The sequence below is a fragment of the Actinoallomurus sp. NPDC052308 genome (genome assembly GCF_040679195.1).
GTDB classification, from domain to species: Bacteria; Actinomycetota; Actinomycetes; order Streptosporangiales; family Streptosporangiaceae; genus Actinoallomurus; species Actinoallomurus liliacearum.
In genome coordinates this window covers 52,538-66,710 of sequence record NZ_JBFAUM010000018.1, presented here as the reverse complement: position 1 = coordinate 66,710, position 14,173 = coordinate 52,538, and the positions used below count along the sequence as shown (strand labels likewise).

General features: G+C 69.7%; 13 protein-coding genes. 8 read left to right on the top strand and 5 right to left on the bottom strand.

Translation table 11 applies throughout. From position 1 onward, the window contains the following. Window positions 1-175: 175 nt before the first annotated feature. Window positions 176-2,929, top strand: coding sequence for a lectin (locus tag AB0L00_RS31800; RefSeq protein WP_364440761.1), 2,754 nt, complete (start codon window positions 176-178; stop codon window positions 2,927-2,929). Between the two features lie 408 nt (window positions 2,930-3,337). On the opposite strand, the gene AB0L00_RS31795 is transcribed toward AB0L00_RS31800, so the two are convergent. Beyond that, window positions 3,338-4,018, bottom strand: a complete 681-nt coding sequence (locus AB0L00_RS31795) for a TetR/AcrR family transcriptional regulator (RefSeq protein WP_364440760.1) — start codon at window positions 4,016-4,018, stop codon at window positions 3,338-3,340. Window positions 4,019-4,071: 53 nt separating this feature from the next. On the opposite strand from AB0L00_RS31795, the gene AB0L00_RS31790 reads away from it, so the two are divergent. The 3 genes from AB0L00_RS31790 to AB0L00_RS31780 all read left to right on the top strand — a co-directional run bounded on the left by AB0L00_RS31790 (window position 4,072) and on the right by AB0L00_RS31780 (window position 7,305). Beyond that, complete coding sequence (locus AB0L00_RS31790; protein WP_364440759.1) at window positions 4,072-5,493, top strand: MFS transporter; 1,422 nt, start codon at window positions 4,072-4,074, stop codon at window positions 5,491-5,493. 107 nt (window positions 5,494-5,600) lie between these two features. Continuing rightward, entirely contained in the window at window positions 5,601-6,458 is an 858-nt protein-coding gene (locus AB0L00_RS31785) for an NAD(P)H-binding protein (protein ID WP_364440758.1), read from the top strand. Between the two features lie 16 nt (window positions 6,459-6,474). Then, window positions 6,475-7,305, top strand: coding sequence for an oxidoreductase (locus AB0L00_RS31780; RefSeq protein WP_364440757.1), 831 nt, complete (start codon window positions 6,475-6,477; stop codon window positions 7,303-7,305). A gap of 199 nt (window positions 7,306-7,504) precedes the next feature. On the opposite strand, the gene AB0L00_RS31775 is transcribed toward AB0L00_RS31780, so the two are convergent. Both AB0L00_RS31775 and AB0L00_RS31770 read right to left on the bottom strand, forming a co-directional pair. Continuing rightward, entirely contained in the window at window positions 7,505-7,804 is a 300-nt protein-coding gene (locus tag AB0L00_RS31775; protein ID WP_364440756.1) for a hypothetical protein, read from the bottom strand. A 58-nt stretch (window positions 7,805-7,862) separates the two neighbouring features. Next, window positions 7,863-8,510, bottom strand: a complete 648-nt coding sequence (locus AB0L00_RS31770) for a TetR/AcrR family transcriptional regulator (protein WP_364440755.1) — start codon at window positions 8,508-8,510, stop codon at window positions 7,863-7,865. Between the two features lie 137 nt (window positions 8,511-8,647). Here AB0L00_RS31770 and AB0L00_RS31765 point away from each other — a divergent pair, with 137 nt between their 5' ends. The 4 genes from AB0L00_RS31765 to AB0L00_RS31750 all read left to right on the top strand — a co-directional run bounded on the left by AB0L00_RS31765 (window position 8,648) and on the right by AB0L00_RS31750 (window position 11,823). Beyond that, window positions 8,648-9,739 carry a phenazine antibiotic biosynthesis protein gene (locus AB0L00_RS31765; RefSeq protein WP_364440754.1) on the top strand — a complete coding sequence of 364 codons (1,092 nt, stop codon included), beginning with the start codon at window positions 8,648-8,650 and terminating at the stop codon, window positions 9,737-9,739. Then, window positions 9,739-11,112 carry an aldehyde dehydrogenase family protein gene (locus AB0L00_RS31760; protein ID WP_364440753.1) on the top strand — a complete coding sequence of 458 codons (1,374 nt, stop codon included), beginning with the start codon at window positions 9,739-9,741 and terminating at the stop codon, window positions 11,110-11,112. The genes AB0L00_RS31765 and AB0L00_RS31760 overlap by 1 nt, the downstream gene beginning before the upstream one ends. A gap of 39 nt (window positions 11,113-11,151) precedes the next feature. After that, the gene (locus AB0L00_RS31755) at window positions 11,152-11,346 is read left to right on the top strand and encodes a hypothetical protein (RefSeq protein ID WP_364440752.1); all 195 of its coding nucleotides are present in this window, start codon (window positions 11,152-11,154) and stop codon (window positions 11,344-11,346) included. A 69-nt stretch (window positions 11,347-11,415) separates the two neighbouring features. Further along, on the top strand, window positions 11,416-11,823 hold the full coding sequence (locus AB0L00_RS31750) for a hypothetical protein (protein WP_364440751.1): 408 nt from the start codon (window positions 11,416-11,418) through the stop codon (window positions 11,821-11,823). 436 nt (window positions 11,824-12,259) lie between these two features. On the opposite strand, the gene nrfD is transcribed toward AB0L00_RS31750, so the two are convergent. After that, a complete protein-coding gene (nrfD, locus tag AB0L00_RS31745; RefSeq protein WP_364440750.1) occupies window positions 12,260-13,312 on the bottom strand; it encodes an NrfD/PsrC family molybdoenzyme membrane anchor subunit in 1,053 nt (350 codons plus the stop codon). After that, window positions 13,309-14,172 (bottom strand): 4Fe-4S dicluster domain-containing protein, encoded by an 864-nt coding sequence (locus AB0L00_RS31740; RefSeq protein ID WP_364440749.1) that lies wholly within the window; start codon window positions 14,170-14,172, stop codon window positions 13,309-13,311. Before AB0L00_RS31740 ends, nrfD begins: the two co-directional genes overlap by 4 nt. Between the last annotated feature and the right edge of the window lies 1 nt (window position 14,173).

Sequence of the window (14,173 nt, the reverse complement as noted above, 5' to 3'; positions counted from 1 at the left end):
GGCCGCCCGGAGGGCGGAACCGCGCCACCCGCGGACGGCCTTCCGGCGATCGCCGGGTCGGTTCTCCCTCATGGCCGACTCATGACAAATGCCTTGACGCACCCTGAACCCTGGCATAAGAACCAGGCGACAACGTTGTCATCGCCCTATCTCCCTCCGCGAAAGGGCAGTCCGGATGGCACTCCCCCGCCTGCTGCGTGCTCTCATGCCCGCTCTCCTCCTCCTAGGCGCGCTCTTCCTCCCCGCCACGGCGAGCGCCGCCGCCCTCGTCTCCGACCCCGCCTCCCTGGTCAACCCGCTCCTCGGCACGACCAACGGCGGCAACGACTTCCCCGGCGCCGACGTCCCGTTCGGCATGCTGCAGTGGAGTCCCGACACCTCCAGCCGCGCCCTGGGCGGCGGTTACTCCTACAACAGCTCCACGATCACCGGGTTCAGCCTCACCCACATGGCCGGACCGGGCTGCGGCGCGTACGGTGACGTGCCGATCATGCCGACGACCGGCGCGGTGAGCAATCCCAGTTCGGCCGGTTCGTCGTACTCGCACGCCAACGAGTCGGCGTCCCCCGGGTATTACGGCGTGACGCTCGGCAACGGTGTCAAGACCGAGCTGACCACGACGACCCGGGGCGGCATCGGCCGCTTCACCTTCCCGTCCACCACCCAGGCGAACCTGCTGTTCAAGCTGACCGGGAGCCAGAACGGCGACTCCGCGACCACCTGGCAGACCGTCGGGAACACCGAGGTCGTCGGCTCGGTGACCAGCGGCCGGTTCTGCGGTGCCGGCAACGCCTACACGCTGCACTTCTCGGTGGCCTTCGACCACCCGTTCAGCACCGGAACCTGGCTCGCGTCCGGTGTGCGGACCGGAGCCGAGCGGCTGGCCCAGAAGTCGACCGCGCGGGCGACCCTCACGACCGTGTCGCCGCACGCGGCGGACCGGCCCGACAAGCCCCGCCTGCACGGCCCGGCGGGGACCACGGCGGCCCCGCTGGCGGCCCCGAACGGCGGATACCTGACCTTCGACACGACCGCGAACCAGGTGGTCACCGCACGGGTCGGCATCTCGTTCACCTCCGACGCGAACGCGAAGGCGAACCGGGACGCCGAGGTGCCGAACTTCGGCTTCGACGCCACGCGTACCGCGGCACATAACGCCTGGAACACCATGCTCGGCAAGATCCAGACGGCCGGCGGCACCACCGCGCAGCAGCACGTGTTCTACACGTCGCTGTACCACGCGCTGCTGCACCCCAACGTGTTCAGCGACGGGAACGGCCAGTACATGGGGTTCGACAACGCCGTGCACACCGCCGCGTCCGGGCACGCGCAGTACGCCAACTACTCGGGCTGGGACATCTACCGCAGCCAGGCCCAGCTCATCGGCATGATCGCGCCCGCGCAGGCGAGCGACGTGGCGCAGTCCGCGGTCAACGACTACGCGCAGGGCGGCCAGTTGCCGAAGTGGGCGCAGGCCAACGGCGAGTCCTACGTCATGGTCGGCGACCCGGCCGCCTCGATCATCGCCGACATCTACGCGTTCGGCGGCCGGAACTTCGACACCACCGCCGCGAAGAACGCGATGATCCACCAGGCGACCGTCACGAACAACGACCGGCCCGGCCTGAACTACCTCTCCAGCATCGGCTACCTGCCCAGCGACGGGACGTACGGCTGCTGCAACTACTACGGGTCCGTCTCGACGACCCTGGAGTACGACACGGCCGACTTCGCGCTCGGGGCGTTCGCCGGCGCGCTCGGTGACACCGCGAACCAGAAGAAGTTCGTCGACCGCGCCCAGAACTGGAAGAACCTGCTGAACACCTCGAGCGGGTTCATGCAGCCGCGTACGGCCAGCGGGCCGTGGGCGGGCGGTTTCTCCCCGACGAGCGGCACCGAGATGGTCGAGGGCACGTCCTGGCAGTACACCGGGATGGTGCCGTTCAACGTCCGTGGCCTGGCGGACGCGAAGGGCGGCAACGCCGGGATGGTGAGCTATCTCGACCACGTGCTCGCCGCGTACGACGGCAGCGGCGGCGACCACGCCGACCTCGGCAACGAGCCGAGCGTCGAACTGCCCTGGGAGTACGACTACGTGGGCCGGCCGTGGCGCACGCAGGAGGTCATCCGGAGCGTGCAGAACAAGCTGTGGCCGGACTCCCCGACCGGCTGGGGCGTCGGCAACGACGACCTGGGCACGATGAGCGCCTGGTACGTCTGGTCGGCGATGGGGATGTTCCCCGAGACGCCGGGCACCGCCGACCTGGCCCTGGGCAGTCCGCTGTTCACCCAGGTGGTCATCACGCTCAGCACCGGGAACACGCTGACCATCAACGCGCCGCAGGCCGCGACCGACACGCCGTACGTGCAGAGCGCGACCTGGAACGGCGGTGCCTGGAGCAACGCGTACCTGCCCGCCTCGGCGGTGACGTCCGGCGGGACGCTCGGCTTCACGCTCGGCACGACGGCGAACACCTCGTGGGCGACCGCCGCCTCGTCGGCTCCCCCGTCGTACCCGGGCAGCGGCGGCACGACGACCCGCACCGGAGCGATCACCTCCGGCATCGCCGGGAAGTGCGTCGACGTGGCGAACAGCTCCGCGGCGAACGGCGCGCACGTCCAGCTCTACACCTGTAACAGCAGCAACGCGCAGAAGTGGACCGTGCAGGGGGACGGCACCCTGACGGCCTTCGGCAAGTGCATGGACGTCTCCAACAGCGGCACGGCCGACGGCACGAAGGTCCAGCTGTACGACTGCAACAACACCGGCGCGCAGCAGTGGACCTACGACTCCACGGCGAAGGCGCTGACCAACCCCGAGTCGGGGAAGTGCCTCGACGACCCGAACAGCACCACCACGGACGGCACCCAGTTGCAGATCTACGGCTGCAACAAGACCGCCGCCCAGCAGTGGACGCTGCCGGGCTGACACGCCGCGCGGCGTGCGGGAGCCCCGCCCCCGCACGCCGCGCGGTCGACGGCCGCACCTTCGCGACCTTCTTCCGGACGCCTGCCGACCAGCGGCCGGACGCCCGGCGCCATGCCGACGTGTCCTGTCTCACTGGAGCCGACTCAGTCTCATCCAGGGGGAGGCATCCGCTCTTGTGTCTCGGGGTGCGTCCGGGGCGTGGTGTACGAGTTTCCGCTGATGAGAGGGGGCGTCGTGAACTGAGGCGGCCATCGCGTGATCCTTCGAGATACGAAGTCAAGATCGAATGAGACCAACGCGATGGCCGTCGGTGTGACGGCGCACTGGTATCACGCTCGGAGCAGGCAGTCGTTACAGGCCGGCCTGGAGCTGTTGGGGCTCACGGGTCAGGCGGCGTCGGAGGGCCGTTCATCTCTCTGCGGCGAATGACTCGATGTAGGCCAGGGCGCCGTACAGGGCGTCGCGCAGCGGCGTGGACTCGCCAGCCGCCTGGTCCAGCAGCATTCCGCCTTGGAACGCGGCCGTCAGCAGGTGGGTGAGAGCAACCGGGTCGGCCTCCGGCCGCAGCTCGCCGCGCTCGCGCATCCTGCTCAGACCGTGCCTGAACAACTCCTGCCACCGTTCGAAGCCCTCGGCCACCGCGCCGCGGTGGGAAGGTTCGGCCTTGACGACCTCGGCGGCAAGGGAGCCGAAAATGCACCCGCCGCGCAACGCCTCCCGCGAAGCGATGTAGGAGTCGGCCCACCGGCGCAGCGCGGCGAAGCTGTCCAGTTCGCCCAGCTCGGGGATCTGATGGCGGGCAAGGATGCCGTCGGCGCGCCAGGCGAGCACCGCGCGCACCAGGGACTCCTTGGTGGGGAAGTGGCGGGCCAGCTGAGAGCCGCTGACTCCGGCGGCCTCGCGGATCTGCTCGTTGTTGGTGTTCTGCGCGCCGTGTTCGTAGATCAGCTCCGCGGCCGCGGTGATGATGCGCTCGCGTGTGGCAAGGCCCTTGGCGGTCAGCTTCTGGGCCGGCGCGTCGCTGGTTGTCGGCATGGTGACGATCGTACCAAAAAAGGGCTTGACAGCCCACTTTTTGTCGTGTTCCATGGAGGCGGATCAAAAAGGGCTAGGAAGCCCACTTTGCTGGAGGAGCGGACGGGATGCCCACACAGGCTTCATTGCAAGGTGTCGCAACGACGCCGCACACCGGCCCGGCCCCGGTCGCCACCGAGACGGGCCACCCGCGCCGCTGGAGCATCATGGCGGTGCTCGGCGCGGTCGCCTTCTTGGCGCAGCTCGACTTCTTCGTCGTGAACGTCGCCCTTGACGGGATCGGCCGGTCGTTCCCGGGCGCGAGCGTCGCGAGCGTGTCGTGGGTCCTGTCGGCCTACGCGATCGTCTTCGCCGCCGCGCTCGTGCCCGCGGGCCGGATCGCGGACCACTGGGGACGCAAGAAGGTGCTGCTGTCCGGCGTAGGGGTCTTCACCCTTACCTCCGTCGCCGCGGCCGCCGCACCGAGTCTCGGCGTGCTGATCGGTGCCCGCGCCCTCCAGGCCGTCGGCGCGGCGATGATCGTGCCGACCTCGCTCGGCCTGCTCTACCCGAGCTTTCCCAAACGCCAGCACACCCTCGTGGTCGGTTTGTGGGCGGGCGTGGCCGCGATCGCGGCCTCGGTCGGCCCGCCCGTCGGTGGTCTGCTCGTCACCCTCGACTGGCGGTGGATCTTCTTGATCAACGTTCCCGTGGGGATCGCCACCCTCGTGGCCGGCGCGCTGTTGCTGCCCGAGGTGCGTCAGCCCAGGGGCGCCTCCTTGCCGGATGCGGCTTCCGCTCTCACACTTTTGCTGGCCGTGAGCCTCTTGGTGCTCGCCACCGTCCAGGGACCAGGGTGGGGCTGGACGGACCCACGCACCGTGGCGCTGTTCGCCGCCGCTGCTCTGGCCGGGGCGGCGACCATCGAGCGGACCCTACGCGCCAAGGCGCCGGTGATCGAGAAGCAGCTCTTTTCCAGCAGGCCGTTCACCGCCGCCACCCTGGCCCTGTTTCTGTTCTTCGTCGGTTTCGCCATCGTCCTGCTCAGCACCGCCCTGTTCATGCAGGAGGTGTGGCACTTCAGCCCACTGCGCGCAGGCGTCGGTATCGCCCCGGCCCCCCTGGCCTCGATCGCCTTTGCGATGAACGCCGGCCCGATCCAGCGCCGCTTCGGGCGCATCGCCCCCGCCGTTGCAGGCACCCTCATGATGGCGTTCGCGGCCGGCTACTGGCTCGCGGCCGTGCACACCACCCCCAGCTACTGGAGCGGCATGTTCCCGGGCCTGATCCTGGTGGGCCTGGCCGGCGGCCTGGCCCAAGCCCCGCTGTTCGCCGCCGCCGGTACCCTCGCCCCCGAACGCGCCACCACCGGCAGCGCCGTGCTCAACATGAGCCGGCAGATCGGCAGCGCCGTGGGCGTGGCCGTACTCGTCGCCCTCACACCTCACGCCACGATCAGTGGGTTCGACTACGCCTGGTGGGTCCAGGCCGGAGCCGGACTTGCCGCCGGCACCGCCCTGCTCGCGCTCCGGCCCCGCCGCACGCTCTGACCGCCTGGCCCCCATCGCTCCTCGTGCGGCACCGCGCGAAGGACTCACTCCCCACACCGGCACCTGTCTGGAGACGGAAAATCATGATTACGAAACGCAACCTCCTGGTGGTCGGGGCGACCGGAAAGACCGGTGGTCACACGGCTGAGCTGCTGCTCGAACGTGGCCATCACGTCCGTGCGCTCGTCCGCCGGGTCGATGAGCGCTCCGAGAGGCTCGCCGGTCTCGGTGCAGAGATCGTGGAAGGTGACGTCCTCGGCCTCGACTCCCTGGCAGAGGCGACGAAGGGGATCGATGCCCTGTACTTCACCTATCCGATCTCGCCCGGTCTGGTCGACGCCACGGTGAACGTGGCTCAGGCGGCGGAGGAGAACGGGGTGCAGGCGATCGTGAACATGTCCCAGATCTCCGCGCGCCGGGAGACCGCCAGCAATGCAGCACGGCAGCACTGGGTCGCGGAGCGCGTGCTGGATCGCTTCCCGGTGGCCGTCACCCACATCCGGCCCACCTTCTTCGCCCAGTGGCTGATCGATACCTGGGCCGATGGGACCGGCGAGCTGCGGCTGCCCTTCGCGGACGGACGCCATGCCCCGATCGCCGAAAGCGACCAGGCGAGGGTGATCGCAGCCATCCTGGAGGATCCCGCACCGCACGCTGGCCAGATTTACCCGTTGTACGGGCCGGTGGAGCTTAACCACTACGAGATCGCCGAGAAGATGTCACGGGTGCTGGGCCGCGAGGTCACTTACGTGCCCATCAGCCTCGACGAATTCAGGACCATTCTGGAGAAGCGCGGTGCAGCGGAGCACCTCATCCAGCACCTTCTCGCCGTCGCGATCGACTACCGCAACGGCATCTTCGCCGGTACGAACGACCTGGTCAAGACGATCGGCGGGGCCGACCCCCTCGATGTCGAGAGCTTCACCGCCCTCAACCGGGCGTCCTTCGACCTGCACACCGCCTAAAGCCTAGGAGAAGACAATGAGTGTTTGGCTCATCACAGGATCGTCTCGCGGACTCGGCCTGGAAATCACCCGCGCGGCGCTCGCCGCCGGACACCAGGTGGTGGCCACTGCGCGGAAGGCGGAAGCCGTCCGCGAGCAGTTCCCCGATGCCGGTGACGCGCTGCTGGCCGTGCCGTTGGACGTGACCGACCCCCAGGGCATCCAGGCCGCGGTCGACGCCGCGGTCGAACGATTCGGACGCATCGACGTCCTGGTCAACAACGCCGGCACCGGCCTGCTCGCCGCCGTGGAAGAGTCCGACGACGCCGCGGTGCGCGCGGTGTACGAGACCAATGTGTTCGGCCTGCTCGCCGTCCAGCGCGCCGTACTGCCGCTGCTGCGGCGCCAGCGTTCCGGGCACGTGATCAACATCAGTTCCATCGTGGGCTTCGCGACCGCTCCGGGCTGGGGCATCTACGCCTCGACGAAGTTCGCTGTCGAGGGCTTCACCGAGACCCTCCATACCGAACTGGCCCCTCTGGGCGTCCACGTGACGCTTATCGAACCGGGCTTCTTCCGCACCGATTTCCTCGACCCGGCCAGCCTGAACACCGGTCCCACCGTGATCGATGACTACGCGGCCACGGCCGGCGCGATGCGTGATGCCGCTGCGGGCCTCAACCACGCCCAGCCCGGCGACCCGGCCAAGGCCGCCCGCGCCATCGTCGAGATCGCCGCCGCCCCTGAGCCGCCCCTGCGTGTCCAGCTCGGAGCCGACACTCTGCAGGCGTTCGAAGCGAAGCTGGACAGCTTCCGCAAGGAGATGGACATCTGGCGGCACGTCGCCCTCTCCACCGACCACGACTAAGAGGTCATCTCATTTGGTGAGTCTGCGACGGCAGATGAGGGTGCAGCGATGCTGATGAAGGCGAGACACACGCGCTGCTGCCGGTTTTTTACGCTTATTCGGCCCGCACGCACCCGGCCGGGCGGACCTGCAGGTCTACCCGCGCTATCGAGGTGTCGGGTCAACCACGCGGCGAGAGTTCGCGCGGCTTCTTTGAGTCTCAAAGCCGCTCTGCCCTTTCGCCGATCGGGCGGTTTCTATCCCGCGTCAGCCGGAGGTCGTGGCCGTTCCGCCCTTGTCCGTTTTGCCCGTCGCTGGGGCGGACGACGGCGGGGGACGGCGGTGCCGGCGGCGTGATCGAAGGCCGGGCGAGCGCAGCCAGGCCGTCGTTGATGGGCCTCAGTGCCTCGCCGGACCGCATCTGCGTGGTCGTGGCCGTCTTCGGGATCGAGGCATGTGGGCCCTCTTGGGGGAAGTAGTACCAGACGACGATCTCGTGGCCGCGTTCCTTCGCCGTCATCTGGACGCGTGAGGTGACACCTTCAGGTGCTTCCTCACATGCTCCGGGAGACCCTCGGTCACGATTTGGACTGCGCGGCCTCGCCATCGTCGGCGGGCTCCTCGGATCGCGTCGAGATCGCGGGCCAGAGGGTGTCGACCACCCGCGCCGGAAGCTCCTCGTCCTCTCCCCCGCGGATGAACGCCGCGTAGTAGCTGCCGATCCACATGTCGGCGACGGCGTCCAGGTCGAGGCCGGAACGGAGGTCCCCGCGCTCCTGGAGGGCCTGGAGCGTGTCGAGCAGGAGCCGCCGCCGGGGCAGCACGGCGTGGGCCCGGACCATCTCCAGGAGCTCGGGGTTGTGCTCGGCCTCGGCCATGACGTGGCCGACGAGCATGATCCCCGTCCGGTCGGGCGCCCGGAGGTCGAGCCGGCGGACGGCCTCGGTGACGGCCTCGCGCGCCGTGAGCCGCTCGAGGTCGATCGGCGGGGCCGCCTCCTGCAGGGCGCGGAAGCCATGGTCGAGCGCGTCGACGACCAGGTCGTGCTTGCTCTCCCAGCGCCGGTACACCGTGGGCCGGGTGACGCCGGCGTCGGCGGCGACGTCGCCGATGGTCATCCGGGAGTAGCCGTCGACGGCGAGCCGGCGGCGCGCCGCCCGCAGGATCGCCTCCTCGATCAGCGGGTCGCGCGGGCGCCCCCGTTGCCTTCTCGAAGCCTCCGCCACCGTCACACGCCTCCTGACCTGCACAAACGATCATTTCTTTACTTGACAGTACCGTAATAAAAAATACTCTGGAAGGAGAACGAAGACAACCCACGAACCGCCTGGCCGCCCGTCGCGGCCAAGGAGGGTGTTCCAAAGTGAGCGAAAATATTCTGGATCTTCCACTCGACGCTCGGCCGGACCCCGACGAGTTCGTCCGCGCCGCGATGGAGTGGCACTTCAACCCGGAGACGGGCTCGGCGTACTGGCTGCGGAGGGCGGAGACGCTCGGCTTCGACCCGCGCAGGGACGTCAAGAGCGTCGAGGACCTGGCCCTGTTCCCCAACATCGTCAACGAGTTGCGCGACGTCCGCGCCGCGGACCTCATCCCCCGGGGCTACGGCCCGGAGCCGGATGTCGTCGGCGTGTACGAGAGCGGCGGCACCACCGGCGCCCCGAAGCGCGTGGTCATCCTGCGGGACTGGTGGACGCGGATCATGGCGTGGATGAACGCCGGGATGGACGCCGCCGGGTTCCCGAGGGGCGTCGACTGGCTCGTCGTCATGCCGAGCGGCCCGCACATGGCCGGCAAGATGTCCGAACAGCACGCCACCGACCGCGGTGGCATCAGGTTCACGGTGGACATGGATCCGCGCTGGGTGAAGAAGCTCGTCGCCGCGGGCAAGGCCGAGGAGGCCGAGGCGTACGCCGAGCACCTCGTGGAGCAGGCCGCGTTCGTGCTGCGCACCCAGGACATCGGCGTCATCATCACCACGCCGCCGCTGCTGGAGCGGATCACGCGGCACGACGACCTCGTCGACCTGATCAACGAGAAGGTCAAGGGCATCGTCTGGGGCGGCGCGCACATGGACGCCGACACCCGCTACCTGTACCGCACCGAGGTCTTCCCGGGCATCAAGCTCCGCGGCACCTACGGGAGCACGATGATCCTCGGCGGCTCGAACGAGCGCCTCGACCTCGCCCATGACGACGCGTGCGTCTTCGACCCGCCCGCCCCGTGGATCACCTTCCGCGTCGTCGACCCCGACACCGGCCGTACCGTCGACTACGGCGAGCGCGGCCAGGTCGTGATGAACCACGTGACCAGGAACATGCTGCTGCCCAACAACCTGGAACGAGACCTCGCCACCCGGGTCGAACCGCCGGCCGGCCGGGCCGGTGACTCGGTGGCCGACGTCTCCCCCGTCGCCCATTTCGACGACGAGGCCGTCATCGAGGGGGTGTACTGATGACCGATCCGATCTTCATCGACGCGCTGGGACCGAACGGCCCCTACCGCGCCCGCAACCGGCTGACCGTCTCCGACGTGGCCGGGAACCCGCTGGTCGAGCTCAGCCTCGTCCCGAGGCTGTTCGTCACCCGCGCCATGTCCGCGCTGCACAAGGCCGAGACCCTTCCCACGGAGGAGCGCCTCGCCGCGCTCCGCGCGGCGGGCGAGCTGTTCGCGACCGGAGTGGTCGACGGCATGTCCGCGGCCGACTACCAGTACACGGTGAGCCGGATCTCCGGCACCCCGCTGCCGATCGTCCAGCGCGCGGTACGGGCCATCGCCCGCAGCGCCGTCGGCTCGTACGACAGCGCCCAGAAGGCCCGGCCCGTCGGCGCGGTGAACGACTGGCGCGACCCGAAGGCCCAGGAGGGCACGGCGGTGTGGATCCGCCGCGGGGACGTCTTCGCGGTGCACGCGGCCGGCAACCACCCCGGCGTGCACAGCCTGTGGCTGGAGGCCCTCGCCCTCGGATTCCGGGTGGCCGTGCGGCCCTCGCGCCGCGAGCCGCTCACGCCGTACCGCCTGATCTCCGCACTCCGCGCGTCGGGGTTCGGCGACGACCAGATCGTGCTGCTGCCCACCGACTACGCCGAGGCCGACGAGATCCTGCGCCAGGCCGACCTGAGCATGGTGTACGGCGGACAGGAGGTGATCGACAAGTACGCCGCGGACACGACGGTCCTGCCGAACGGGCCCGGACGGTCGAAGATCCTCATCACCGCCGACTCCGACTGGCGCGACCACATCGACATGATCGTCGATTCGATCAGCCACGAGGGCGGGACGGCCTGCGTGAACACCACCGCCGTCTTCGTCGAGGGCGACCCGGCCCCGGTGGCCGAGGCGATCGCCGCCCGGCTCTCGGCCATCCCGAGCCTGCCGCCGGAGGACGACAAGGCGGTGCTCACCGCCTACTCGATGCCGGCCGCCCGGAGGATCGAGGGCTACCTGCGGGCCAAGGCCGCCGGCACCAGGGCCCACCTCGGCGGCGACGGCGTGGTCGACGAGCTCCCCGACGGCAGCGCCGTGCTCCGCCCGGCCGTGCACGAGCTCGCCGACCCGTTCGCCGAGCAGGCCGGCGTCGAGTTGGCGTTCCCATGCGTGTGGGTGGCCCCCTGGACCCGTGAGGCCGGACCCGCGGTGTTCCACGACACGCTGGTGCTGACCGCGGTCACCAAGGACGAGAAGCTCCTCGACGTGCTGCTCGCCGACCCCACGATCAAGAACCTCTACATCGGCGACCACCCGACCTACTGGATGACCCCCGGCGTCCCCCACGACGCCTACCTAGGCGAGTTCCTGATGCGAACGAAGGCCGTAATCCGCGACTGACCACTGCGCGGAGCCTTTGTGCCGAGGATTTCCGTCGCTATGACGACGGAAATCCTCGGCACAAAGCCCGACTGGGCGCAGGACGCAGAACTCGTTGCCCTCCCGGTCGGCCAGCACGACCCAGGGCACGTCGGAGGGTTGTCCGACCGACGCCTCACCGACGCGGCCGGAACACGGCTGGCGGGTGAGAGCTCCTGCTGGTCCGGCTTCCGCGCGAGCCCGCACCTGCGGTGACTGCCCGATACTGGGGTGATGGATCTACGCCCGGAGCTGCTTCCTCCAGCAGTTGGCCACCAGCGTCTCATGGAGATCAGCGAGGAGATCGAGCGGATCTCGGACCTGGTCTGTCAAGGCAGGCGATCCGCGGCCGATAAAGCGGTGGCAGCCTTCAACGCCAGAACCGGGCACACCTACGCAGTCCCCGATTTCGTCGAGTATGACGCCTCACGGAGCCTTGAGGAATTCGCTCTCGAGGCCGCTCGCCCGGCACGACCACGGGTCAGTGACATCACCCGGCCAGAGCTCGCCGAAATCGTTCGCAAGATCATGGCCGGAGACCCGGAGACCGACTACTACCTGCGGCTACTCGGGGTCAACGTAGCCCATCCCAGGGCAAGCGATCTGATCTTCCATCCCCCAGCCGAACTGCAGGACGCCTCCGCCGAGACCATCGTTGATGCAGCACTGTCCTACCGTCCGATCGCGTTGTGACCACACCAACGCAGAACAACTTCTCAAATACGCACTCAGATCGGGGTCGGCCTGTGACGCAGAACCATGAGCGAACGATGCGATGCGCCGACAACCGGTACTCCGTCTGCACAGAGCCGCCAGCAGCAGACACGAGCGCAGATCGGCCGCTTCGACCCCGCGCATGAAAGCCCTCTGAGCCGTGGCCACCGACTCACCGGACAGCTTCGCCCGCCCGCACGTCGCCGCAGGAGTGCTCTTGCCCGTCGGGTCGTCCAGGGGTATGCAGCCCGCCAAGACGGTAGTACTCGTTATCTTGAGCACGGCCGACCGAGATCCAGCTGAAAAAACACGGCTGGGACGTGCAAGTCGTCGCTACCCCCTCGGCTCTGGACTTCATCGACGTGCCACGGCTTTACCGAGCATTTCGCCTGGTCCGACGGGGGACAGCACCTGCTCAGCGGGGGTGGAGGCGGTCGCGTTGGGGGATGACGGTGTACTTCGGGTCGGAGGAGGAGATCATTCCGGCCTCGAAGACGCCGAAGCGTGTGAGCGCGGAGCCGGCGAGGAGGGCGGCGCCCGCTGCGGCGGAGACCCAGCGGCTGCGCCAGCCGAGGGCTGCCGCGACGGCACCCGTGCCCGTCAGCGCCTCGGCCGCGCGCATGAGCACACGGGCCCGGCCGGTCTCGTACGCCTCGGCGACGACGCCCATCCGGGCCCGCATGAAGCGGGCCACGAGGAGTTCGGCGGCGCCGCCCGCCACGCCCAGCCGGCGGGCGGGGGTCGTCTCCTCCAGCGGCGCGACCAGCAGGCCCAGCCCGCCGCCCGCAGCTGCGGCGGAGGACACGAACAGGTAGGGCAGCTCCCGATGCGCCTCGTGCCAGCCGGGCACGGCGGTGTCCGCGATGAGGACACCGGTGTACGCGGCGACGGCCGGGCCGGCCACGGCGGCGGCCATCGCGCCCGCCGTGCCGATCCGTGGCAGCCGGCCGGTCGCGGCGGACACGGCGGCGACCCCGGCGGCCGGGGCGTACGCGCTGAGCAGCCAGGAGCCGACGCTCATCGGCGAGGTCCACTTCAGCACCCGGAGCATGTTGACGAAGCGCCCCGGACGGCCGAGGTCGTGCACGAGGGCGACCATGCTGACCGCGATCGCGCCGGCGGCGCCGATCCGGGCGCCGCGGGCCAGGTGAGGCCGGCCCGTCACCTCGGCGCCGGCGGCCAGCACCGAGGAACCACCGGCCAGACCGCCGAGGAACAGGTACCCCGCGATGTCGAGCGCCTTCCAGACGGGCGCCTTGAGCACCGGTCTGCCGTAGTAGGACGTGAACTCCGGCTCGGGCACGACCGGCCGTTCGCGGCGGCGACGACGGCGAGGACCGGCGGTGCCGGTGAGCGCGTCCCGCGCGTGGTCGTCGCGGCTCAGCGCCTGCCGCGCGCGTACCTCCTCATCGATCGCCTCCTGACCGGCGGTCTCCTCATCGTCCCGTCCCTGCGCCTCCTCGGTCATCGCGACCTCCCCGCGAACGCCAGCAGGCCGGCCCCGAGCAGGCCCGCGGCGGCGACCGCGGCGTGGCGCCACATGGCCGGCAGGTCGCGGGTCGTGGCGATCGGGTCGGGGGGCAGGCCGTACACCTCGGGGTCGTCGAGGAGGAGGAAGAAGGCGCCCGCTCCCCCGATCCCGTTGTCGGTGTCCGCGAGGTAGAGGTGGGCGTCGTCGACGCCCGCGTCGTTCAGCGTGGCGACCCGTGCCGCCGCGCGTTCGCGCAGCTCGTCCAGGGGTCCGTACTGGATCGAATCGGTCGGGCAGGCCTTGGCGCACGCGGGTTCCAGGCCGTCGCCGATCCGGTCGTAGCACAGCGTGCACTTCCAGGCCCGGCCGTCGTCCTTGCGCTGGTCGAGCACGCCGAAGGGACAGGCCGGGATGCAGTAGCCGCAGCCGTTGCAGACGTCGGACTGGACGACGACGGTGCCGAACTCGGTACGGAAGAGCGCGCCGGTCGGGCACACGTCCAGGCAGGCGGCCACCGTGCAGTGCTTGCACACGTCACTGGACATCAGCCAGCGCAGGTCGCCGCCCTCCCCCGGCGTCATCGGGGTCATCGGCGCCGCCTCGGGCGGGGTGCCCAGCGGGGGGACTGGGCCGGTGTGGTCCACTCCCGGCTCCTGCCGGGCCAGCGGCTTGCGCTGCTCGATGAAGGCGACGTGCCGCCAGGTGTCGGCGCCGAGCCTCTCGGTGTTGTCGTAGGACATCCCGGTGAAGTTGAGGCCGTCCTCTGGTAGGCCGTTCCACTCCTTGCAGGCCACCTCGCACGCCTTGCAGCCGATGCAGACCGAGGTGTCGGTGAAGAAGCCCATGCGCTGCGCCATG

Coding starts and splice junctions, on each gene's coding strand:
- AB0L00_RS31800 (WP_364440761.1), top strand. CDS start 176: ATGGCACTCCCCCGCCTGCTGCGTGCTCTCATGCCCGCTCTCCTCCTC.
- AB0L00_RS31795 (WP_364440760.1), bottom strand. CDS start 4,018: ATGGAACACGACAAAAAGTGGGCTGTCAAGCCCTTTTTTGGTACGATC.
- AB0L00_RS31790 (WP_364440759.1), top strand. CDS start 4,072: ATGCCCACACAGGCTTCATTGCAAGGTGTCGCAACGACGCCGCACACC.
- AB0L00_RS31780 (WP_364440757.1), top strand. CDS start 6,475: ATGAGTGTTTGGCTCATCACAGGATCGTCTCGCGGACTCGGCCTGGAA.
- AB0L00_RS31775 (WP_364440756.1), bottom strand. CDS start 7,804: ATGACGGCGAAGGAACGCGGCCACGAGATCGTCGTCTGGTACTACTTC.
- AB0L00_RS31760 (WP_364440753.1), top strand. CDS start 9,739: ATGACCGATCCGATCTTCATCGACGCGCTGGGACCGAACGGCCCCTAC.
- AB0L00_RS31755 (WP_364440752.1), top strand. CDS start 11,152: ATGACGACGGAAATCCTCGGCACAAAGCCCGACTGGGCGCAGGACGCA.
- AB0L00_RS31750 (WP_364440751.1), top strand. CDS start 11,416: ATGGAGATCAGCGAGGAGATCGAGCGGATCTCGGACCTGGTCTGTCAA.
- nrfD (WP_364440750.1), bottom strand. CDS start 13,312: ATGACCGAGGAGGCGCAGGGACGGGACGATGAGGAGACCGCCGGTCAG.
- AB0L00_RS31740 (WP_364440749.1), bottom strand. CDS start 14,172: ATGGCGCAGCGCATGGGCTTCTTCACCGACACCTCGGTCTGCATCGGC.